Below are 21,173 nucleotides of genomic sequence, written 5' to 3'. Positions count from 1 at the left end.
CGGGCCTAGTTCGGGTAGAAGTGCAGGTCGACGCGCCGGTTGGCGGCGCGGTTGGTGGCGGACGTGTTGGGCGCCAGCGGCTCGGCGCCGCCGCGCCCCTCCGAGGTCAGGCGGCCGGGACCGACGTGGCGTTCGAGGATCGCGCGCACCGCCTCCGCCTGCGCCTCGGTCAGCGCCTGCGGGGTTGCGAAACGGACGCTGCGCACGTGCAGGTCGTCGGTGTGGCCAACCACCACGAGGTGGCCGTTGATGGGGCCCAGCGTCTGGCCGATGCGCTCCACCACCGCGCGGTAGCGGGCGCGCAACGTGTCACTGCCGGCCGGGAACAGGTTGCCGCCGCGCACCCGCACGATCAGCGCGCCGTCGTCGGCGGGCAGCACCTCGACGTCGTTGGTGGCGATCTCCGGCGCCAGCGCCTGGCGGATGCGCGTCACCAGCGCCGGCCCGACGTCGGGCGGCGGCGGCGGGGCGAGGCGGGTGATCTCGATGGGCCGCTCCGGCAGCAGCACGGCGAGGCGTCCGACCACCGGGTCAGCCCGCTCGGTCACCACGCCGGCGAGGGTCAGGAACAGCCCGGTCAGCGCCGCTGCGACCAAGGCGGCCAGCACCCAGGGCGGGACGACCACGCCCAGCGGCCGGAACCGCTCCGCCACGCCCTTCCACGCAGGAGAGAGGGTGCGGTCGGCGTGCACGCGCTCGCGCCGCAGCAGGCGGTAAAGGTTGTCGCGCAGGTGGCTGAGGTCGTGGCTGCCGCGCGGGCGGTCGCGGAACTTGCCCTCGAAACCCAGCGACAGGCAGGCATAGAACAGCTCCAGCTCCCGCCGGTGCAGGTGCGGATGGGTCAGCATGACTTCGAGGAAGTCGAAGAAGCGGTCGGCCGCGCCGTTGGTGCGCTCGATGGTCGCCACCAGCCCGTCCCGCGACCAGGACGAGCGCGGCCCCCAGGGCGTGGCCAGCACCACATCGTCCAGCGTGGCGCACAGCGCAAAGCGGCCGACGCGGATCTCCTCCTGCGCGATGCCGGCGACGGAGGCCGCCTGCTCGAAGCGGTGGATCTCGGCGACGAGGCGTTCGCGCAGGCCGTTGGGGTCGGAATGGCTGGGCAGGTCGCGCAGCCGCCCGCCGAGGTCGAGCAGCGGTGCCGACGCCGCCAGCAGCGGGTTCCACGAGGCGCGTAGGAACGCCCCGGCGCTCAGCTCCGCCAGCACGGGTGCGGGGGCGGGTTCCGGACGCGCGGACGCGGCGGCGGGGGCGCCGCGCAGCATCGTCTTGCTCGCCGTATCGTCCGGCACCGGGCCAACCTCTTCACGTTTCCGCGTAAGGGTATAGCAGCCTACCCCCTTCGGGTCACGCGAGGTACGCGCCGTGTGCTATCATCGTCACATGGACATCCAGGAAGAGACCCGGAACGGCGTCGTCGTGCTGCGCCCCGCCGGGCGCATCGACAGCGGCACCGCCGCGGTCTTCGAGAAGCGCGTCGCGCAGGCGGTGGCCGCCGGCAAGGTGCGCGTCGTCATCGACATGGGCGGGGTGAGCGGCGTCGGTTCGGCCGGGCTGCGCTCGCTGCTGATGGCGTCGAAGCGGGCGCATGCCGGCGGCAGCCGCATCGTGCTGGCCGGTCTGTCGCCCGCCGTGCGCCGCGACTTCGACACCAGCGGCTTCACGGGCCTGTTCGCCATGCACGCCGATGTGGAGGCGGCGCTGAAGGCGCTGGCGCCGTAGGCACGTCGCAGCAGGAGGACTGCCGCATCCGCTCGCGCAGCCAGTCCGCCAGGGCAAGGGATGCGCGGGTCTGCGCCTGCCCTTCCGCCCACACCAGCCAGTAGGCGCACAACGCCGGCACGGCCAGCGCCACCGGTGCCACCAGCCGCCCTTCCTCCAGGTCGCGCGCCACCAGCAGCGAACGACCGAGCGCCACGCCCGCCCCTGCCGCCGCCGCGCGGTACAGGCTCGCCCCCTCGTCGAAGCGAGGGCCGTACGTCATGCCGCACGCGTCGAGCCCGGCCGCGCGCAGCCAGCTCGGCCAGCCGCCGGGAATGTCGTCCATCAGCAGCGGCGCCCCGACCAGCGACGCCGGGTCGGCGGTGATGCCGTGACGGACGGCCAAGGCCGGCGTGCAGATCGGCGTCAGCGTCTCGAAGCCCAGCGGTTCCGCCTCGACTCCCGGCCAGCCGCCCTGGCCGTAGCGCATGGCAAGGTCGATGCCGTCGCGCCGCAGGTCCGCCAGGGCGCGGCTAGCATGGATGCGCAGGTCGATGCCGGGGTGGCGCGCGGTGAAGTCGGGCAGGCTGGGCGACAGCCACAGCGCCGCCACGGACGGTAGCAGCGACAGCGTCACCTGATCCTGCCGCCGCACACGCGCCAGCATGGCGTCGTTGGCGTCACGGATGCGCCCAAGCCCGTCGGACACGCGGACGAAATACTCCCTCCCCGCCTCGGTCAACGCCACCTGCCGGCCACGCCGGGTGAACAGCGCGACGGCAAACCAGTCCTCCAGCGTGCGGACGTGGCGGCTGACCGCGCTTTGGGTCAGGCACAGCTCCTCGGCCGCCTGGGTGAAGCTGCCCAGCCGCGCCGCCGCCTCGAACGCCCGCACCGCGGCCAGCGAGGGATGCCCTCTTGCATGAGTTTGGATCATGGAAAGGGAAGCCTTTAGTCGTTTTGCCGGCCATCCGCCCGCACCTACGATCATGTGGAAGCGTAACCCGGAGGGAAGGGATCGGTCCATGAGCCACACCACCACAGGGAGCACCGCCGCATCCCGCCCGCCCGCCGCGGTGGGGGCGCCGCTCTCTGTGCCGTTGCCGCTGCTCATGCTGTCGGGCGCGCTGGCGCTGGGGATCGGGTCGGGGCTGGGCGGCAAGCCGCTGCTGCGCGCGCTGGACGCCGGCTTCGGCGCGTCGCTGGCGGAGTACGCGCTGATCCTGATCCCGGCGTTCATCATGGCGTCGTCGCTGTCGCGCAGCAGAGCGCAGGCGGCGTCGGGGCGAGCGGCGACTCTGCTGGCGCCACTGGCCGGCGCCGGCATGGCCTGCCCCGACACCGCCTACGCCGCCCTGTCCGCAACGGCGGGGCCGCGCAAGCTGTCCACACTGTTCGGCGCCTATGCCGGGTTCAAGCTGCTGGTGCCGGCCGGACCGGCCATCGTCGCCACCGGGCTGGGAGGCTTCGACATCCGGCTGACGGTGGCGGCGCTGCCCGTGTTCCTGGTGGCCTGGGGGGCCGGGCTGCTGTTCGCCCGGCGCTTCGAGGCGGCGGACGGGCCGGCCGCAGCGGGGCGTCCAGGGGGGCGCGTGCTGGCGCCGCTCGCCACCATCGCCGGGTTGCTGGCGCTCGGCTACGCGCTGCAACGGGATGGCGACCTGCCGCCACTGCCCGGATTCCTGGTCAGCCCCAAGGGGGCCTTGCTGCTGGCGGCTTGCGTGTCGCTGCTGCCGCTGAGCCGCGAGGAGCGCGCGCAGGCGCTGGACAGCGGCATGCGGCGCACCGCCCCCCTGCTGCTGACGATCGGCGCGGCGAGCGCGCTCGGCGCCATGCTGGCGGAGACGATGCCGGTGGCCCGATACGCCGACGCGCTGGTGTCGACCGGGCTGGTGCTGCCGGCGCTGTTCGTCTTCACCGCGACCTTCAAGGTGCTCAAAGGTTCCTCGATGGCGACCTTCGCCGGAACCAGCGGCGTCGTGGCCGCGCTGCTGCCGTCCTTGGCGGTGTCACCGGAAGCAGCCGCACTGGCCATGTGCGCCGGTGCCTTCGTGGCGATCACGCCGAACGACAGCCTGTACTGGCTGGTCCGCCAGGACGCCCTCGCCGGCCGCGACGAAGCGGCGGCCATGCGCGTCCTCACGGTCGGCTCGACGCTTCAGGGAACGGCGGCGCTGCTGACGGTGTGCGCGATGCAGGCGGCGGGGCTGCTGTGACGTCGGCCGACCGCATGCAGCGCATCACCGTGAAGCAAGGCCGGCACGCTCGCGAGTCTCGCCGCCGGTGACGGCGTCCATCAGGCGGCGCGACATAGTGAACGCCGACGTGCCACTCCAGGCCGCTGGGAGGGCGGAAGGTGTGGGTGAAGCCGCTGGAGTTGCGGTGCTCCCCCAGCACGCAGACCCGCCAGCTGCGGACGGCGACTGCGGCGTGGGCCGCACCGGTGCTGGCGGCGCTCGCCGGACTGGCCGGCGCGGGGCCCGGTTCGCTGGTCAGCGACCGCGCGGCGCAGGCGCTCGGCCCGTTCGAGCGGATCCTGCCCTCGCCGCTGGTCTACTTCGGTTACGCGGCTCTGCTGGCAGTGGCGATCCCGGTGCTGGTGGCGCTGATGCGCGCTCCGCCACACCTCGGCCGCGAGTTGCTGGCGATGGAGGCCGAAGACCACGACCTGCGCGTCCACACTTCCGTCGGCAGCGACCTCCTGCTGATGCGCATGCGCGACGCGGTGACCGAACTGGCGCCGCCGGACGGGCTGCGGGTGCACCGCTCCGGGTGGGTGACGCGCACCGGGGTGGAGCGCGCGGCGCGCAACGGCACCGGCCTGGCACTGCCCCTGCGCAGCGGGCTGACCGTGCCGGTGGCCCGCGCGCAGCGCCGTGCAAGTCAGGGAGTGGTTGGGCGCGTAAGGATCAGTCCATCGCCCGGCTGGTCGGGTTGCCGATCATCGACAGGAACTCGCGCCGGGTCGACGGATCGGTGCGGAAGGCGCCGAGCATGCGGCTGGTCACCATGGTGACACCCGTCTTGTGCACGCCGCGCGTGGTCATGCACTGGTGCGCCGCCTCGACCACCACGGCCACGCCCTCGGGCTGCAGCACCTCGTCGATGGTGTTGGCGATCTGCGCGGTCATTTTCTCCTGGATCTGCAGGCGCTTGGCGTAGGCCTCGACCAGGCGCGCCAGCTTGGAGATGCCGACCACGCGGCGGCGCGGCAGGTAGGCCACGTGCGCCTTGCCGATGATCGGCACCATGTGGTGCTCGCAGTAGGATTCGACGCGGATGTCGCGCAGCACGACCATCTCGTCGTAGCCGTCGATCTCCTCGAAGGTGCGCTGCAGAATCTCGACCGGGTCGATGCCGTAGCCGCCGAAGAACTCCTCGTACGAACGCACGACGCGGTCGGGCGTGCCCAGCAGCCCCTCGCGCGCCGGGTCGTCGCCGGCCCAGCGGATCAGCGTGCGGACCGCCTCCTCGGCTTCGGAGCGGGTCGGGCGCGCCACCTCGGGCCGGGCGGCGCGGGGATGGCCCGGGCCGCGCAGCACGTTGTCGGCTTCGGGGGGCTTCGGGGAAACGGTCACGGCGACGGTCCTTCTCTCAAACGCTGGCTCTCAAGCGCAGGCGTGGCCTTGATACGCGGGCCTCGCCCGGCCGGATCACCGCCACCCGTGCGGAGGTAACCCTTGCACGCGGAGAGTCAACCCGTGCGCAACGCGGATCAGTTCAGCTGTCGCGGCTGGTGCGGGCTGTCGAGCGAGAAGGCGGGGATGGCGACGTCGAAGGTCTCGCCACGCCCGGTCTCCATCTGGTAGCTGCCGACCATGATGCCGGAAGGCGCCGCCAGCGGCGTGCCGCTGGTGTACTCGAACGCCTCGCCGGGCTCGAGCACCGGCTGCTCGCCGACCACGCCGGGGCCGCGCACCTCCTGCACGCGGCCGAAGCTGTCGGTGATCCGCCAGTAGCGGGTGCGCAATTGCACCGTCTCGCTGCCCTCGTTCTCGATGCGGACATGGTAGGCCCAGACGAAGTGGTTCTCCGTCGGGGCCGACTGGTCCTCGAGGTACATGGGGTTGACCGTGATGCGGATGGAGCGCGTTGTCTTGCTGTACATCCTGACCTCCCGCCGCGTCGACGGCGGCTTCCTTAGCCATAGAATAGGTGTGCGTTTGCCGCGGTGTCCAGGGGAGGCGCCGTGCGCGCCGACGCCGGGCGGGCCGATGCAGCGGGGACACACCGGAGACCATTTGTGGCCGCCCCGCCCCGCTCCCTTGCACGGCACCCGGCCCGATGATATATGCGAGGCCTTCTGCAACGGCCGAAGAGTTCGCGCCATGCGGCGTCCGTACGCCCTACGACTCCGACGACGGATCAGCACCCCGCGCATCGCGGGTGCGGTCGTCCTTGGGTCGCGTGCGGAAGCCGAGGGGCTTCGCCGGAACTGATCCGGCCCTCCCTCCCGGCGAAGGCGCGACCCGCACCTTCCCCATCTTCCCGCCGGGAGATCCCAGTCGATGATCATCACCCCTGAACTGCCGCGGCACGCCGCCGCGATCGAGTCGTTGCTCGATACCGCCTTCGGCCCCGACCGGCTGTCCAAGACGGCCTACCGGCTGCGCGACGGCGTGGCGCCGATCCCCGAGCTGTGCCTGGTGGCGCTGGGTCACGACGACCTGGGCAACGAGGTGCTGAAGGGCACCATCCGCTACTGGCCGGTGAGCATCGGCGAGGGCAAGGTGCCGGCGCTGCTGCTCGGCCCGATCGCGGTGGACCCCGCGCTGCAGGGCAGCGGCCTGGGAAGCCGGTTGATTCGGATGACGCTGAACAAGGCGGCGGCGGCCGGGCACCGGACGGCGCTGCTGGTCGGCGACGCGCCGTACTATCAACGCTTTGGATTCACGCGGGACCTGACGCAGGCCCTGCAGTTCCCCGGCCCGGTGGACCTGAACCGGTTCCTTGGGCTGGAACTGGTGCCCGGCGCGCTGGACGGCGCGTCCGGCATGGTCGGGCGCTGGAACGGCAATGGCGGCAGCGGCGGCGGGGAGGCGGCGGCCCCGATGGTCCCCGCCTCCCCTAAGGCGCTGCCGGCGGGTGGCCTGTGGCACGCCCTGCCGGTTCACGCGCCTGCCTAAAACCGGTTGTTGAAACCGGCGGCGGGGTTCCCTATAAACGGGGGGCGGCGCGGGTGTAGCTCAATGGTAGAGCAGAAGCTTCCCAAGCTTACGACGAGGGTTCGATTCCCTTCACCCGCTCCAACGCCTCCCGGACCATGAACACTTCATCGGCAACCGCGCTCAGGTGGGCAGCGGGGCCGCTTGGCGCGCCAGCAGCTTCCAGGCGCCGCCGTCCTTCTTCCACACCTGCAGAACCTTGATGTGGGCCGTGCTGGTCTTGCCGTCCGGCAGATTGTTCACCGCGTCAAAGGTGTGCCGGGCGATCGCCGTGTCGCCGACCACCTGGATCGCGTGGTCGGACAGGTCCAGCGTCTTGAACGCGTTCTTTCCCTCCAGGCTGGCAACGAACGCAGCCTTGTCCTCGAGTCGGCCGTTGGAGTGCCCGTAAGTCAGCTGCTCCATGGTCAGCGCCTTCAGCCCGGCACCGTTGCCGGCCAGCATCGCCACGCGCAGCGCCTCCACAGCCTTAACGACATCGCTCTGCCCCTCCTGGGCGATGGCGCTGGCCAGCGGGGCAACGACCACCGGCACCGCAAGCGCGAGGGCTGCCGCGGCGAGAATGCGGCGGCGGGCGGGAATCAGATCGGTCCTGGGCATGTCTTCCTCCGTGTTGTGGTTTTGGCGCGCCCGGCGGACACTCACAGCGGACGCGCACACTAGTATACTAGTGTCCAAGAAAAACGCCAGGGGCTCCCGCGGCGATCGTGCCGCGCCTTGCTGACGGGAGCACTCCCTTATGCGTTCCCATCACTGGGGTGATCGCACTGATCTTTCAGCGCGGATTTGCGAGCGCCGGGCCGGCAAGCCCGCCATGACGACCGACCGACGCCCCGCCGTATGTTTCAGCGGCGCGCCCGTCGCGTCATGCAGCACCTCACACAACCCTTATTTGCGCATAGACCTCCAAGCATAGGCAGACGTACAGAGCACAACCCACACGGATCGGCCATACGCCCAATAGACCCAACTAGATTGTGCCTTTATCGTTGAGGGTGTGAACAACACAGCTAATGAGCCAGACGATGGCCAGACCTCAGATCCATCCGACCGGCCGCGAAAGCCATTTTACGGAGAATGAAATAATTGTAACAAAGACAGACGCCAGAGGTCTGATCACTTATGCAAACGAAACATTTCTACGCGTCTCGCATTTTCAGATCAACGAGGTTCTTGGGAAGCCACACAATCTGATCCGCCACCCGGACATGCCGCGCTGCGTCTTCAAGATCCTGTGGGATACACTGACCAGCGGCAGGGAAATGTTCGCCTACGTGCTCAACCTGGCGAGCAACGGCGATCACTACTGGGTGTTCGCGCACGTCACCCCGAGTGTCGATGCCGGAGGCCGGATCGTCGGCTACCACTCCATGCGCCGCAAGCCGGTAGCGGCCCAGGTCGAGGCGGCGCGCGCTCTCTACCGCACGCTGCTGGACGAGGAGCGCGCCGCCGCCAGCCCCGCCGAGGGCATGCAGCGCTCCACCGACCGCCTGATGTCCATCCTGCGCAGCAAGGGAGTCGGCTATGACGAATTTGTCTTCGCTCTCTAAAGCCCTGCTGTTGACCGCGGTCGCCGCCGCGGTGGTGCTGGCCGACACCGTGCAGCCGTGGCTGCTGGACGCCGGGTCGGCCGGGCTGGTGGTCGGGCATCTGGTCATGTTGGCGCTGCTCGGCGCGACGGCGGCGGAACTGGTGCGGACGGCGCGCGCCGTCGGCCGCGCGGCAGCGGTGTGCGACGCGGCGGCGGCCGGCGATCTGGAGGTGCGCATCCTCACGGCACCCGAACCTGGTGAGATCGGCCGTCTGCAGCGCAGCGTCAACAACCTGCTGGACATCACCGATGCCTTCGTGCGCGAGGCCAGCGGCTCGGCCCGCTACGTCGCCGAGGGCAAGTATTTCCGCCAGGTGCTGCTGCAGGGGCTGCCCGGCAGCTTCCGCACCGCCGCGCGCACGCTGAACGAGGCGACCGAGCGCATGGAGGCGCAGGTCAAGGAGTTCGCCGCCTACACCACCGAGTTCGAGCGCAGCATCGGCGGCATCGTCACCGGCGTGTCGAGCGCGGCCGGCGACATGCGCTGCAGCGCCGAGACCATGTCGCGCACCGCCAGCCAGACCAGCGAGCAGGCGGTCACCGTCGCCGCGGCGGGCGAGCAGGCCTCAGCCAACGTGCAGACGGTGGCGACCGCAGCGGAGGAGCTGTCCTGCTCGATCGACGAGATCAGCCGCCAGATCGTCCTTACCTCGACCATTGCCCGCACCGGCGTCGAACGCGCCGAGCGCGCCAACGCCACCGTGCGCGGCCTGACCGAGGCGGCACAGAAGGTCGGCGAGGTGGTGCGGCTGATCAACGACATCGCGCACCAGACCAATCTGCTGGCGCTGAACGCCACCATCGAAGCCGCGCGGGCCGGCGAGGCTGGCAAGGGTTTCGCCGTGGTGGCCGGCGAGGTGAAGGCGCTGGCCAGCCAGACCGCGCACGCGACCACCTCCATCGGCGCGCAGATCGAAGCGATCCAGCACGCCACCCAGGAGGCGGTGACCGCCATCGCCGAGATCGGTGGCGCCATCCTGGAGATGAGCGGCATCGCCGGCACCATCGCCTCGGCGGTGGAGGAGCAGGCGGCGGCCTCGCACGAGATCGCCCGCAACGTCCAGCAGGCGGCGCAGGGCACCGAGGAGGTCTCCGCCCGCATCGCCAGCGTCCGGCAGGCGGCCGGCGAAGCCGGCGAGACGGCAGGCCTCGTGTTCTCGGCGGCGTCCGTGCTGTCGCGGCAGGCGGAGCAACTGCGGACGGACGTGGACCGGTTCCTGGCGAAGGCGCGGAGGGCGTAAGGTTCGCCACCCCTCCCCATCCCTCCCGGCGTCGCGGAGGAGGCCAGGGAGGGGCAAAAAAGAAAAGGGCGCCGAAACCGGCGCCCCTTTCCCTTACCTGATCGCCCCTCAGCGGGTCTGCTGGATCGCCGAGAGGATCCAGCGGCCGCCCTGGCTGCGGACGAAGGTCCACAGCTCGGCCGCCTCGGTCGGGCGGTTGGGATCCCCCTCGACGACGCGGCCGGTGGCGCGGTCCACCGTCACGTCGATCAGCGAGAAGCGCATCGCGACCGTGACGTACTCGGCGTTCCCCTCGCGCCATGCCTCGGACAGGTCGCCCTGCAGCAGGCGGACGTCGGAGATCCGGTTCGCCACGCCGCGGCTGGCGTTGGCGGCGAGATCCTCGGAGAAGTACGAGAGCATCTCCGGCGTTGCCAGGCCGCGCAGCGTCGCGAGGTCCTCGGCGGCGTAGGCGGTCTGGATGGAGATCAGCAGACGCTCGAACTCCTGGTAGTCCTGCGGGCCGATGCCGATCTCGTCACGCGGGCGCGCGGCACCGCCGCCGAGGCCGCCGCCAAGCGGGGCACCGCCCAGCGGAGCACCACCAAGCGGCCCCCCGCCCATCGGGTTGCCGTCACGGCGCAGCGGCTCGGCCGCCGCCGAGGCGTAGGCCGGGGCCGGCCCGGCGCTGCGGTTGCGGAAGAAGCGCATCGCCAGCCGGACCAGGAAGACGACCAGGACGATCTGCAAGATGAAGCCGAGGATGCCGGCGAAGCTGCCCAAGCCGTTGAAGAAGCCGCCGCCGAACAGCAGGCTGCCGATGCCGGCGCCGATCAGGCCGCCCATCAGGCCGGACATGAAGCCGCCGCCGCCGAACAAGCCGCGCGACGGCGCCGGGGCCGGCGCGCCCATCGGGGCCGAGGGGCGCGGCGCGGTCGGCTGCGCCATCGACCGCTCCATGGGGGCGGCAGTGCTCGGCGCGGTGCTGGTGGCCGGAGGCGCGGAGTAGGTGCGCGAGCCCCGGCTGCCGCTGGAGGAACTGCTGCCGGCACGGGCGTCGGCGCCGCTGGCCGACAGGGCGACGGCCAGCGCCACCACGATGGCGGCGAAGGCACGGGTGCGTCGGGAACGGGAGTCGTGGGTCATGGCTCGTTCGTCGTTGGGCCCGCGGAGCGCGGGACGCCGCATATGTGGGGTCGGTCCTGCTCTCGTTTTAGAGGGGGAACCGCCGGTTGTCACGTGATCAACAATTGGGCACGCGAAACAGTGCGGCGGGGACGAATCAGGCGGTGCGAATGCCGTGCTGCCGCAGCAGGTTGTAGAGCGTCGGCCGGCTGACCTCGAGCAGGCGCGCCGCCGCCGACAGGTTGCCGTCCACCCGCGCCAGCGCGTCGAGCACCGCCCGCCGCTCCGCCGCGTCGCGCACCGCGCGCAGCGTCGGCGGCGCGTCGCCGGCGAGCCGGCGCCCTTCCTGCTCCAGGGCGTGGCGGTGGTGCGCGCGCTCGATCACCAGGGCGAGTTCGGCGCGTTCAGCGGTTCGCGGCACCACATCGTGCGCGCCCAGCGCGACCGCGCGCGCCGCCGCGGCACGATCGTTTCCGCCGTCGAGCATGACCACCTTGCAGGCCGGTGCTTCTGCCAGGATGGCGCCGAGCGTCGCCACCCCCTCTCCACCCGGGTCGAGAGGCACCAGAGCGACCGTCGGCCGGTGCGCCTTGACGGTCGCCAGCGCGCTGGAACGGTCGATGGCCACGACGATGCGCCAGGAGCGCAACGTGTCGCACAGCGTGCGGCCGAGGGCGGATTCGTCGTCAGCGAGAAGCAGCGTGCGCAGGATCATGGCCCCCTAACCAGGTCCGGTGGACGATGCGGCGTGGCGAAAGAATGGGCGGCGCCATCCCGGCTGTCCAAGGCGCGTTGGCATGACGCGGCGCGCAATTGTGGCAAATTCTTGTTATCGAAGGGGGTGGCCGGCCCTGCTACAAGAATGGGAACGACAATCGAGAAGCCACCGGAGGAATCCCCATGGCGTTGACGAAGGGCTACAAGGACCTGCTGGCCGAGGCGAACACCCGCATCGAGACGGTCACGGCGGAGCGTGCGCGCACTTGGTTCGACTCCAAAGACCCCGACGTGGTCTTCGTCGATATCCGCGACCCGCGCGAGTTGGAGCGCGACGGCATGATCCCCGGCGCGCTGCACGCGCCGCGCGGCATGCTGGAGTTCTGGGTCGATCCGGAGAGCCCGTACCACAAGCCGGTGTTCGCGTCGGGCAAGCGCTTCGTCCTCTACTGCGCCAGCGGCTGGCGCTCGGCGCTGGCCACCGACACACTGCGCGGCATGGGTCTGGCGCCGATCTGCCACCTGGGCGGCGGCTTCAAGGGCTGGAAGGAGGCCGGATACCCGGTCGATCAGCCGCCCCGGAAAGAGAAACAGAACGCCTGACGGCCGCGACGGCGTCGCGCTCGGCGGCCTGGATGGCGTCGGCGATCAGGCGCTCGAAGGTGCGCTCGGCGACCACCGAAAACAGATCGATGCGGAAGTTGCCCTGCAGCGTCTGGCGCAGCCGTCGGGCCCGTTCGCTCGGCGTCATCCTCATCCCCTTCGCACCCGTGGCAAGCTGTGTGAGCGTACGCGGACGGGCGCCGTGGGCAACGGCGTGGGCGGCGTACGCCGCGGTGCGATTCAGGAGATGCCCGAACGGGCGGATGGGCGGGAAAGGGTGGTGACCCCGGCTGGACTCGAACCAGCTGCCTACGGTTTAGGAAACCGTCGCTCTATCCAGATGAGCTACGGGGCCGCCGCGAGCGCTTATAGCACGCCTTTTCGTGCGTTTCAGCGGCAAATCGGGAGCCCGCCCGTTTCCGCCCGGCCCGTTTCGGCTGGGCAAGCCGGCGCGCGTGCGTATACTGCCCCGATGTCACGCATGCTGTTCCTACGCGACATACAGGTCGACATCCAGATGCGCTGCCGCGGCTGCGGGCACGAAGGGGTGCTCGCGCGCCCGGATCTGGAGCGGCGGTTCGGGCCCAACTACCCGGTGCTGTCGATCGCCCCGCATTACCGTTGCTCGCGCTGCAACTCCAAGGACGTCGAGAGCGGCCCGGCGCCGAACGCGTCGGCCGCCTTCACGGCCGCCCCCGCGATGCCGGAGGATTTCGGCGGCGCGCTGGGTGCGCTGCAAGGGCTGCTGGACAGCGTGCGCAGCCAGCCGGAGGCCAGGGATGCGGCCCCCAATCCCCCGGAACCCAAGGACGACGTCCAGAACCTGATGGGCGACGGCCTGTTCGACACCATGGTCGAGGAGCCCGAAGAGGACGAGGCGCCGCCCCCTCCGCAGGCGCCGTCCATCATCGAAACGCACGAGGAACCGGAAGCCGACGAGTTCGACGAACTGTTCGCCAAGCTGGTGGCCGCGCGCTCACAGGACGGGGAGAAGGGCGAAGAGGAAGAGGAAGAGGAGCCGCCGCCCCCGGCTCCGGCCGATTCACCCTTCGACGAGACGCTGGCCGCGCTGCGCGCCCTCACCTCGGAGACGGAGGTCGCGGACGAGCAGGAGGCGGACGAGCCCACGGACGAGCATCCGCTGTACGACGAGACGGCGGAAGCGCTGGACAAGGCGCTGGATGCGCTGGACGAGCCGTCGGAAGACCTCGACGACATCCCGGACGAGGAGATCCTGTCCTTCGCCATCCGCGATCCCGACGCCCGCGCCACGCCGGAACCAATGGACGAGTTGGACGGCGAACCGGACGAGGAATTGGACGAGGACGGGCCGGAAGACGAGGAGCCTCTGGACCTCGCCGCCTACCGCCGCCCGCCGCCGGAGCACGGTTCGCTCAACGAGAGCCTCGCGGCGTTGCGCGCGCTGGTCGAGAAGGCCGCCGAGGAGCCGGAACCGGAGCCGAAGAAGAAGTCGCGCACCCGCGCCACCGTCGAGGACGAGCCGGCGGAGGAGCCGCCTCCCCCGCCGCCGGTGAAGACGGCGCAGGAGAAGTCGCTGGAGGAGACGCTGGCGCAACTGCGCGGCATGCTCGACCTTGACAAGGATCCCGGCGAAGAGGGCGAGCCGGTCATCAAGCCGCGCCGACGCTAACCGCGCCCCGCCGGTGCCACGCGCAGCAGTTCCCCGCGGCTCTCGTCGGTCAGTAGGTAGAGCGCGCCGTCCGGCCCCTGCCGCACGTCGCGGATGCGCTGGCCCAGCTCGCCGAGCAGCCGTTCCTCGTGCGTCACACGCGTGCCGTCCAGCTCCAGCCGCACCACGCAGCGGCACACCAGCCCGCCGTTGAACAGATTGCCCTTCCAGCCGGGCACCGCGTCGGCGGTGTAGAACGCCATGCCCGACGCCGCGATCACCGGCGTCCACTGGTAGATCGGGTCCTCCATCCCCGGCGCCTTCTGCTGCCCGGTACCGACCGGCGTGCCGTCGTAGTTGACTCCGTAGCTCACCACCGGCCAGCCGTAGTTCTTCCCCGGCTGCGGCACGTTGATCTCGTCGCCGCCGCGCGGGCCGTGCTCGCTGGTCCACAGGGCGCCGGTCGCCGGGTTCAACGCCGCCCCCTGCATGTTGCGGTGGCCGTAGGACCATATCTCCGGCAGCGCGCCGGCCTTGCCGACGAAGGGGTTGTCCTTGGGCACCGAACCGTCGGGGCGGATGCGCACCACCTTGCCGAAGTGCGAATCCAGATCCTGGGCGCGGGTACGGAACTGCGGTTCGGAGCGCTCGCCCAGCGTGACGAACAGGTTGCCGGCGCGGTCGAACACCAGCCGGGAGCCGAAGTGCAAGCGGCTCTGCACCTTGGGCTTCTGCGAGAAGATCACCTTCACGTCGCGCAGCGAGCGCGCGTCGTCGCTGAGCGTGCCGCGCGCCACGGCGGTCGAGTTGCCTCCCTCCCCCGGTTCCGAAAAGCTGAGATAGACCAGCCTGTTGCGGCCGAAGTCCGGGTCGAGCGCGACGTCGAGCAGCCCGCCCTGGCCGCGCGCGTCCACCTTGGGCACGCCGGCGATCGGCTCCGACACCGCGCCGGCCGCCGACACCAGCCGCAGCCGGCCCGGCCGCTCCGTCACCAGCATGCCGCCACCGGGCAGGAAGGCCATGCCCCAGGGGTGCTCCAGCCCGCCGGCGACGGTGGTGACGCGCAGCGTCGCTTTTTCGGTTCGGATGGTCCGGTCGGTGGCGCCGGCCCCGGCGCAGCCCATCAGGGTTGCGGCGAGGGCGGCCAGCACGGCGGTGCGCATGGAGCCTCCCTGGGTCGAGTGTCCCCCACAGGTGGGCTTGGCCGCGCGCCGCTCAAGACAGGCTACGCCGTCGGAGCCGCCTCATCCAGAAAGACGATCTCCCCCTCCATCAGGAGCAGGCAGATGCACTCGCCCGACGGGTCTCCGGTGGCGTGGTGATCGGAGCCCGGCTCGTATTCGATGACGTCGCCCACGCGGAACCGGCCGTACTCGTCGCGGAAGGCGCCCTGCAGGACCAGCAGCATCTCGGTCGCGGCGTGACGGTGCGCCGGTACCCTTACACCCGGCTCCATGCGCAACAGGCGGACCGAACTGTCGCTGGTGCCCCGATTCCAGGACGACACCCAGACGCCCGGCACCAGGGCGGTCCAGGCGCGGTCCCGCACCGGACCGTCGAGCCAGGAGCGCAGCGGTTCCGGCACCGCGCCGACCGTGGCCGGCCGCGGACGCGGCGGAGGAACGAACGCCGGAGGCTCGGCGCCGAGCCGGCCGTGCAGGCGTTCCAGAATGGCGTCCAAATGGCCGTCGGCGGACACCGCGGGAGTCTCGTCGAACCAAGCGCCGCACTGCGCCTCGAACGCGGCGACGCGCTCCCGGCAGGAAGGGCAATAGGCGAGGTGCGTGGCGACCAGCAGGGACCTGGCTTCCCGCAGCCCGCCAGCGGCGTAGCCGAACAGGAGATCGTCCTGCGGGTGGTGGCCGGGCAGACCCATGCTCACGCCGTCTCCTTCACCGACCGCCGGAGCTGCGCGAGCGCCGCGCGCAGGCGGGTTTTCACCGTGCCGAGCGGGATCCGTCTCTCTTCGGCGATCTCGCTGTGCGATTTGTCTTCATAATACGACAACCGCAGCGCTTCGGTTTGTTCGGGCGACAGTTTTTTGATTGCTTCGCGCACGAAACGGCCATCCAGAGCGGCCTGCGTCGCCTCCTCCGGCGATAGCGGCGGCAGAGCGGCCATGGCGGGATCGTGCGGGTCGGGCGCCGGGCGCGCCTCACGGCGCAGCCGATCGATGCGCCGGTTGCGCACGATGGTGAACATCCAGGTCGCCGCCGAGGCCTGCGAAGGGTCGAAGGTCTCGGCGCGCAGCCACAGCGTCAGCATGGCGTCCTGCACCAGTTCCTCCGCCGTCGAACGGTCGGATCCCAGCTTCAGCACGTACGCCTCGATCTTCGGCGCGAAGTGCCGGTACAGCGCATCGAACGCCGTCCGGTCGCGATGGCGCGCCACCGCGAGGATCAGGTCGTCGAAGGACGGGACGCCGGACATGCGACTCCAGGGGAGGCTTGACCGGCGCAGCCTAGCACGCCGCGGTTAACGTAAGATATCCTGGCGTGGCAGACATCCGGAGGGAGGACGGCATGGCGGGCGGGGACCTGACGGTGCGGGTGGCGACGGCCGACGAGGTGGCGCTGATCATCGATTGGGCCGCCGCCGAGGGCTGGAACCCCGGCGCCGCCGACGCCGCGTGCTTCCGCGCCCAGGACCCGTCGGGGTTCTTCGTCGGAATCGCGGACGGTGAGCCGGTCTCCGCCGTGTCGGTGGTGACCTACGGCGAGGCCCTCGCCTTCCTCGGCCTCTACATCGTGCGGCCGCACCGGCGCGGGCGCGGCTGGGGCATGGCGACGTGGCGCGCCGGGCTGGCGCACGCCGGCGGGCGACCGGTCGGGCTCGACGGCGTGGTGGCGCAGCAGGACAACTACCGCAAGTCCGGCTTCGCCCTGGCGCATCGCAACGTCCGCTACGGCGGTACCGTGGCGCCGGGACGGCGCGACCCGGCGGTGGTGCCGGTGGCGGAGGTGCCCTTCGCCGACATCGCGGCCTACGATTCCCGGTGCTTTCCGGCGGAGCGGCCGGCGTTCCTGCGCGCCTGGACCACCGCGCCGGGGCATCATGCGCTGGCCCTGCGGCGCGATGGCCGGCTGGCCGGCTACGGCGTCGTCCGCCCCTGCCGCGAGGGGCGCAAAGTCGGCCCGCTGTTCGCCGACGACCGCACGGCGGCCGGGACGCTGTTCGACGCGCTGACCGCGGCGGCCGGCACCGGCCCGGTCTTCCTCGACGTGCCGGAGCCGAACGCGGAAGCGGTGGATCTGGCGCGGTCGCGCGGCCTCACGCCCGTGTTCGAGACGGCGCGCATGTACACCGCTCCGGTGCGCCCGGTGGCGGACGGCCAAGTCTTCGGCATCACGACATTCGAACTGGGATGATCGAGCCCAGCGTCACCCTTTCGCCACGTTCCGAGGACAAAACTCGGACGGGGTACCCCACCTCTTTCGCGCAGGGCGGGTGCGGCGTATATCACGCCGGGGTGGGTTGACGGAAAGGCAGCGGCGGCGCCGTGACATCGAACCGGTCGGACGAACTGTTTGCAGGACTGAGGCCCGTCCACTCGCATGAGGAGGACAAGCCACTCCGCCTGCCCAAGCCGAAGCTGCCGAAACTCCCTAAGCTGACGCTCGCCCGCCGCGCCAAGCGGCCGAAGCCGGAGCGTCCCTCCGGAGGCCACCAGCCCCCCCCGCCGCCGCGCCCCAAGGTGCAGAAGCCGAAGCCGGCAAAGCGCGGGCGCTCCTGGCTGCGCACGCTGGGCACCTGGACGGTGGTTGCGGGGATCTGGGGCGGCATGGCGGCGGGCGCGGTGCTCGCCTACTTCGCCTACGATCTGCCGGACATCGGCGCCGTGGCGCAGGCCGAGCGGCGGCCGGCGGTCATCGTGCTGGCCAGCGACGGCACCGAGTTCGCCCGCTTCGGCGACCTGCACGGCACGGTGCTGACCGTCAAGGAACTGCCGCCGCACCTCGTCAACGCCGTGCTGGCGATCGAGGACCGGCGCTTCTATTACCATTTCGGCATCGATCCGATCGGCCTGGCGCGCGCAGTCTACGTCAACTGGCGGTCCGGGCGGGCGGTGCAGGGCGGCTCGACCATCACCCAGCAGCTCGCCAAGAACCTGTTCCTGACGCCGGAGAAGTCGCTCAAGCGCAAGATGCAGGAGGCGATGCTGGCGCTGTGGCTGGAGCACCGCTTCAGCAAGGACCAGATCCTCACCGCCTACCTGAACCGCGTCTACCTGGGCGCCGGCACCTACGGCGTCGACGCCGCGGCACGCACCTATTTCGGCAAGCCGGCGACTCAGGCGGATGTGCGCGAGGCGGCGGTCATCGCCGGCCTGCTGAAGGCGCCGTCGCGCTACGCCCCCAGTTCCAACCCCGACGAGTCGGCGGAGCGCGCCAAGGTGGTGATGGCCGCCATGGTGGACGGCGGCTTCATCACCGCGCAGGAGCTGGAGGCCGCGCGCAACACCCCGCCGGCGCCGAAGCACAAGCCGGGCGGCGATGGCCGCTACTTCGCCGACTGGGTGACCGAACTGGTCAACGGCTTCATCGGCGCCGAGCACGGCGACGTGGTGGTGAGGACGACGCTGGACCTCAAGGTGCAGCGCGCCGCCGAGAACCGGGTGCAGGAGATCCTGACCGGCCCCGGCGCGCAGCAGAACGTCGGGCAGGCCGCGGTGGTCGCCATGGCGCCGGACGGCGCGGTGCGCGCCCTGGTCGGCGGCCGCGACTACGACGCCAGCGAATTCAACCGCGCCACCCAGGCGCGCCGGCAGCCGGGCTCGTCCTTCAAGCCGTTCGTCTACCTCGCCGCGCTGCAGCAGGGCTGGAACCCGGACAGCACCATCGAGGACACGCCGCTGCGCATCGGCACCTGGGCGCCGAGCAACTACGAGGGCAAGTTCCGCGGCAGCGTCACGCTGGCCACGGCGCTGGCGCATTCCTCCAACGTCGGCACCGTGCGCCTGATCGAGCGGGTCGGCGTGGACCGGGTGCGGCAGCTGGCGGCCTCGTTCGGCGTCGGCTCGCCGCTGGGCCGCGACTTGTCGCTGGCGCTGGGCACCAGCGAGGTGACGCTGCTGGAGCTGACGCGCGCCTACGCCGGCCTCGCCAACCGCGGCGTGCCGGTGATGCCCTACGCCATCACCGAGATCGCCGACCGCCAGGGCAACGTGCTGTACCGCCGCCAGGGCGGCGGCGCCGACCCGGTGGCCGACCCGGCCCAGGTGGGGCAGTTGGTGCGCATGATGACCGGCGTGGTGGAGTACGGCACCGGCAAGTCGGCCAGGCTGGACCGCCCGGTGGCCGGCAAGACCGGCACGACGCAGGACTACCACGACGCCTGGTTCATGGGCTTCACCGCCGACCTCGTGGCCGGCGTCTGGCTGGGCAACGACAACAACGCGGAGATGAAGCGCGTCACCGGCGGCAGCCTGCCGGCGAAGCTGTGGCACGCCTTCATGGCCGACGCGCACGCCGGCCTGCCGCCGCGGCCGCTGCCCGGCATGGACGGCGTTGCCGGCCCGGCCTACGTCGCCACCGCCCCGCTGACGGCGGGCGAGCCGGCGCACGGCAAGCCGACGCCGTCCGGCGGTGGGGGCGGTGGCATCGGCGGGCTGATCGACCGGCTCCTCGGTGGCGTCTCGGCGCCCAGCGGGCCAGTGGTCCGCGCCGACCTGCCCAGCCACACCCGGTGACGGACGCGCGCGTGTCGCCGCCGGCCTTCGAACCCAAGGCGTTCCCGCCCCGCCGCTTCGAGGAGGGCGCCTTCATCTTCCGCGAAGGCGACCCACCCGGCTGCGCCTACGTGGTGCAGACCGGCAAGGTCGAGATCTTCCGCGGCCAGGGGGCGAGCCGCCGGCTGCTCGGCGCCGTCAAGCCGGGCGGCATCTTCGGCGAGATGGCGCTGATCGACAACAGCCCGCGCATGGCCGACGCCATCGCCGCCGAGACCACGGTGTGCCTCGTCATCCCGCCCGCCGCCTTCCGCGAGAAGCTGGAGAAGGCCGACCCGTTCATCCGGGCGCTGCTGCGAATCCTGGTGAAGAACACGCGGTCGATGGCGGAGGTGATGGATTAGGCTGCGCCCAGCCAGTCCACCACGCCCTTCCCTGCCTTCACCCCCGTCGCGAAGCAGCCCTGCAGCAGGTAGCCGCCGGTCGGCGCCTCCCAGTCCAGCATCTCGCCAGCGACGAAGACGCCCGGCAGGCGGGTCAGCATCAGCCGGTCGTCCACCGCGTCGAAGCGCACGCCGCCGGCCGAGGAGATGGCGCGCTCGATGGGGCGCACGGCGGTCAGCGGCACCGAGAGCGCCTTGATGTGCCCGGCGAGCGCCGCGGGGTCGGACAGGTCGGCCACCGGCGCGAACTCGCGCAGCAGGGCGGCGCGCACGCCAGTCAGGTTCAGCGCCTTCTTCAGGAAGGTGGACAGCGATTCCGCCCCGCGACCGCGCAGGCGCTTGCGCAGGTCCTCCTCGCGGCGCTCCGGCATCAAGTCGATGGTCAGGGTGGCCCAGCCGTCGCGCTCGATGGCGTCGCGGATCGGCGCGCTGAGCGCGTAGACGGCGCCGCCCTCGATGCCGGTCTCGGTGACGACGAACTCTCCCTTCACCCGGCGCTCGCCGAAGGACAGCGCGACGCTCTTCACCGGCTCGCCGGCGAAACGGGTGCGCAGGTGCTCCGACCACGGCACCTCGATGCCCATGTTGGACGGGCGCAGCGGCGCCACGTCGATGCCGCGGGCCTGCAGGATCCCGGTCCAGGCGCCGTCGGAGCCGGTGCGCGGCCAGCTCGCCCCGCCCAGCGCCAGCACCACCGCCTTGGCGTTCACGGCGACCGGCGCGCCGTCGGGGCCGGAGACGCGCAACGCGCCGTCCTCGTCCCATCCCAGCCAGCGGTGGCGGGCATGCAGCGTCACGCCCAGCCCGCCCAGCCGGCGCAACCACGCCCGCACCAGCGTGGATGCCTTCATCCCCGTGGGGAACACCCGACCGCTGGAGCCGACGAAGGTCTCGATCCCCAGACCCGCCGCCCAGGCGCGCAGGTCATCCGGCGTGAAGCCGGCGAGGCACTCCGCGAAGAACCCCGCGCGCTCGCCGTAGCGGCCGACGAAGGAGTCCAGCGGCTCCGAATGCGTCAGGTTCAGCCCGCCGCGCCCGGCCAGCAGCAGCTTGCGCGCCGGCGAGGGCATACGCTCGAACACGGCAACGGAACGGCCGCTGCCGGCGATCACCTCGGCCGCCATCAGCCCGGCCGGGCCGGCGCCGACCACCGCGACGTCGGTCTCAAGAATGGTCATCGAAAGCCTTTCCGGGCACCACGTCCGTCATCAACACCCGCACTCCGCCGCACTTCAGGACCGCTACCCTGTGGTGTTCGCGGGCGGAAGGCAAGACGCGTCGATGCCGACGCGCCGGAAAGGCCAGCGTTG

At 71.4% G+C, this 21,173-nt stretch carries 23 protein-coding genes and 2 tRNA genes; 12 read left to right on the top strand and 13 right to left on the bottom strand.

Going from position 1 to position 21,173, the window contains the following annotated elements; all coding sequences use genetic code 11:
* Positions 1–5 precede the first annotated feature (5 nt).
* The gene (icmH, locus tag ACRWK7_RS08155) at positions 6–1,292 is read right to left on the bottom strand and encodes a type IVB secretion system protein IcmH/DotU (protein WP_431855706.1); all 1,287 of its coding nucleotides are present in this window, start codon (positions 1,290–1,292) and stop codon (positions 6–8) included.
* A gap of 91 nt (positions 1,293–1,383) precedes the next feature.
* Between icmH and ACRWK7_RS08150 the strand changes: the two genes are divergently transcribed.
* On the top strand, positions 1,384–1,722 hold the full coding sequence (locus ACRWK7_RS08150) for an STAS domain-containing protein (RefSeq protein ID WP_431855705.1): 339 nt from the start codon (positions 1,384–1,386) through the stop codon (positions 1,720–1,722).
* On the opposite strand, the gene gcvA is transcribed toward ACRWK7_RS08150, so the two are convergent.
* A complete protein-coding gene (gcvA, locus tag ACRWK7_RS08145) occupies positions 1,661–2,638 on the bottom strand; it encodes a transcriptional regulator GcvA (RefSeq protein WP_431855704.1) in 978 nt (325 codons plus the stop codon). The genes ACRWK7_RS08150 and gcvA overlap by 62 nt on opposite strands.
* Positions 2,639–2,726: 88 nt before the next feature.
* Between gcvA and ACRWK7_RS08140 the strand changes: the two genes are divergently transcribed.
* A complete protein-coding gene (locus ACRWK7_RS08140; RefSeq protein ID WP_431855703.1) occupies positions 2,727–3,917 on the top strand; it encodes a hypothetical protein in 1,191 nt (396 codons plus the stop codon).
* Between the two features lie 140 nt (positions 3,918–4,057).
* The gene (locus ACRWK7_RS08135) at positions 4,058–4,717 is read left to right on the top strand and encodes a LytTR family DNA-binding domain-containing protein (protein ID WP_431855702.1); all 660 of its coding nucleotides are present in this window, start codon (positions 4,058–4,060) and stop codon (positions 4,715–4,717) included.
* Here ACRWK7_RS08135 and folE read toward each other — a convergent pair.
* Together folE and apaG are read right to left on the bottom strand one after the other, a co-directional pair.
* Complete coding sequence (gene folE, locus ACRWK7_RS08130) at positions 4,611–5,243, bottom strand: GTP cyclohydrolase I FolE (RefSeq protein WP_431855799.1); 633 nt, start codon at positions 5,241–5,243, stop codon at positions 4,611–4,613. The genes ACRWK7_RS08135 and folE overlap by 107 nt on opposite strands.
* Positions 5,244–5,416: 173 nt before the next feature.
* On the bottom strand, positions 5,417–5,809 hold the full coding sequence (gene apaG / locus ACRWK7_RS08125; protein ID WP_109116939.1) for a Co2+/Mg2+ efflux protein ApaG: 393 nt from the start codon (positions 5,807–5,809) through the stop codon (positions 5,417–5,419).
* A gap of 400 nt (positions 5,810–6,209) precedes the next feature.
* Here apaG and ACRWK7_RS08120 point away from each other — a divergent pair, with 400 nt between their 5' ends.
* Entirely contained in the window at positions 6,210–6,827 is a 618-nt protein-coding gene (locus ACRWK7_RS08120; RefSeq protein ID WP_431855701.1) for a GNAT family N-acetyltransferase, read from the top strand.
* Between the two features lie 49 nt (positions 6,828–6,876).
* A tRNA-Gly gene (locus tag ACRWK7_RS08115) sits at positions 6,877–6,950 on the top strand.
* A 39-nt stretch (positions 6,951–6,989) separates the two neighbouring features.
* Here the strand turns inward: ACRWK7_RS08115 and ACRWK7_RS08110 are convergent.
* Positions 6,990–7,466 carry a nuclear transport factor 2 family protein gene (locus ACRWK7_RS08110; protein WP_431855700.1) on the bottom strand — a complete coding sequence of 159 codons (477 nt, stop codon included), beginning with the start codon at positions 7,464–7,466 and terminating at the stop codon, positions 6,990–6,992.
* Between the two features lie 413 nt (positions 7,467–7,879).
* On the opposite strand from ACRWK7_RS08110, the gene ACRWK7_RS08105 reads away from it, so the two are divergent.
* Positions 7,880–8,416 (top strand): PAS domain-containing protein, encoded by a 537-nt coding sequence (locus tag ACRWK7_RS08105; protein ID WP_431855699.1) that lies wholly within the window; start codon positions 7,880–7,882, stop codon positions 8,414–8,416.
* Entirely contained in the window at positions 8,391–9,698 is a 1,308-nt protein-coding gene (locus ACRWK7_RS08100) for a methyl-accepting chemotaxis protein (RefSeq protein ID WP_431855698.1), read from the top strand. The genes ACRWK7_RS08105 and ACRWK7_RS08100 overlap by 26 nt, the downstream gene beginning before the upstream one ends.
* Before the next feature lie 108 nt (positions 9,699–9,806).
* Here ACRWK7_RS08100 and ACRWK7_RS08095 read toward each other — a convergent pair whose 3' ends face one another.
* Both ACRWK7_RS08095 and ACRWK7_RS08090 read right to left on the bottom strand, forming a co-directional pair.
* Positions 9,807–10,823 carry a Tim44 domain-containing protein gene (locus ACRWK7_RS08095; protein ID WP_431855697.1) on the bottom strand — a complete coding sequence of 339 codons (1,017 nt, stop codon included), beginning with the start codon at positions 10,821–10,823 and terminating at the stop codon, positions 9,807–9,809.
* A 136-nt stretch (positions 10,824–10,959) separates the two neighbouring features.
* Positions 10,960–11,517 carry a helix-turn-helix domain-containing protein gene (locus tag ACRWK7_RS08090; protein WP_431855696.1) on the bottom strand — a complete coding sequence of 186 codons (558 nt, stop codon included), beginning with the start codon at positions 11,515–11,517 and terminating at the stop codon, positions 10,960–10,962.
* Between the two features lie 185 nt (positions 11,518–11,702).
* On the opposite strand from ACRWK7_RS08090, the gene ACRWK7_RS08085 reads away from it, so the two are divergent.
* Complete coding sequence (locus tag ACRWK7_RS08085; RefSeq protein WP_431855695.1) at positions 11,703–12,122, top strand: rhodanese-like domain-containing protein; 420 nt, start codon at positions 11,703–11,705, stop codon at positions 12,120–12,122.
* On the opposite strand, the gene ACRWK7_RS08080 is transcribed toward ACRWK7_RS08085, so the two are convergent.
* On the bottom strand, positions 12,055–12,270 hold the full coding sequence (locus ACRWK7_RS08080) for a hypothetical protein (protein ID WP_431855694.1): 216 nt from the start codon (positions 12,268–12,270) through the stop codon (positions 12,055–12,057). The two genes, ACRWK7_RS08085 and ACRWK7_RS08080, sit on opposite strands and share 68 nt — an antisense overlap.
* Positions 12,271–12,400: 130 nt before the next feature.
* A tRNA-Arg gene (locus ACRWK7_RS08075) sits at positions 12,401–12,477 on the bottom strand.
* Between the two features lie 126 nt (positions 12,478–12,603).
* Between ACRWK7_RS08075 and ACRWK7_RS08070 the strand changes: the two genes are divergently transcribed.
* Positions 12,604–13,773: a hypothetical protein gene (locus ACRWK7_RS08070; protein WP_431855693.1), complete on the top strand. Its 1,170-nt coding sequence runs from the start codon at positions 12,604–12,606 to the stop codon at positions 13,771–13,773.
* On the opposite strand, the gene ACRWK7_RS08065 is transcribed toward ACRWK7_RS08070, so the two are convergent.
* From ACRWK7_RS08065 to ACRWK7_RS08055, 3 genes are all read right to left on the bottom strand, one after another.
* Positions 13,770–14,915: a PQQ-dependent sugar dehydrogenase gene (locus ACRWK7_RS08065; protein ID WP_431855692.1), complete on the bottom strand. Its 1,146-nt coding sequence runs from the start codon at positions 14,913–14,915 to the stop codon at positions 13,770–13,772. The genes ACRWK7_RS08070 and ACRWK7_RS08065 overlap by 4 nt on opposite strands.
* Positions 14,916–14,977: 62 nt before the next feature.
* Positions 14,978–15,628 carry a ChrR family anti-sigma-E factor gene (locus ACRWK7_RS08060; protein WP_431855798.1) on the bottom strand — a complete coding sequence of 217 codons (651 nt, stop codon included), beginning with the start codon at positions 15,626–15,628 and terminating at the stop codon, positions 14,978–14,980.
* A gap of 2 nt (positions 15,629–15,630) precedes the next feature.
* Entirely contained in the window at positions 15,631–16,182 is a 552-nt protein-coding gene (locus tag ACRWK7_RS08055; RefSeq protein ID WP_431855691.1) for a sigma-70 family RNA polymerase sigma factor, read from the bottom strand.
* Between the two features lie 92 nt (positions 16,183–16,274).
* Between ACRWK7_RS08055 and ACRWK7_RS08050 the strand changes: the two genes are divergently transcribed.
* The 3 genes from ACRWK7_RS08050 (at position 16,275) to ACRWK7_RS08040 (ending at position 19,824) form a co-directional block, all read left to right on the top strand.
* Entirely contained in the window at positions 16,275–17,120 is an 846-nt protein-coding gene (locus ACRWK7_RS08050) for a GNAT family N-acetyltransferase (RefSeq protein WP_431855690.1), read from the top strand.
* 131 nt (positions 17,121–17,251) lie between these two features.
* A complete protein-coding gene (locus ACRWK7_RS08045) occupies positions 17,252–19,441 on the top strand; it encodes a transglycosylase domain-containing protein (protein WP_431855689.1) in 2,190 nt (729 codons plus the stop codon).
* A gap of 11 nt (positions 19,442–19,452) precedes the next feature.
* On the top strand, positions 19,453–19,824 hold the full coding sequence (locus tag ACRWK7_RS08040) for a cyclic nucleotide-binding domain-containing protein (RefSeq protein ID WP_431855688.1): 372 nt from the start codon (positions 19,453–19,455) through the stop codon (positions 19,822–19,824).
* On the opposite strand, the gene ACRWK7_RS08035 is transcribed toward ACRWK7_RS08040, so the two are convergent.
* The gene (locus ACRWK7_RS08035; RefSeq protein WP_431855687.1) at positions 19,821–21,041 is read right to left on the bottom strand and encodes an NAD(P)/FAD-dependent oxidoreductase; all 1,221 of its coding nucleotides are present in this window, start codon (positions 21,039–21,041) and stop codon (positions 19,821–19,823) included. The two genes, ACRWK7_RS08040 and ACRWK7_RS08035, sit on opposite strands and share 4 nt — an antisense overlap.
* Positions 21,042–21,173 lie beyond the last annotated feature (132 nt).

Source organism: Azospirillum sp. (assembly GCF_050789165.1).
The sequence above is the reverse complement of the archived record's forward strand: the minus strand, read 5'-3'. Positions and strand labels throughout refer to the sequence as shown.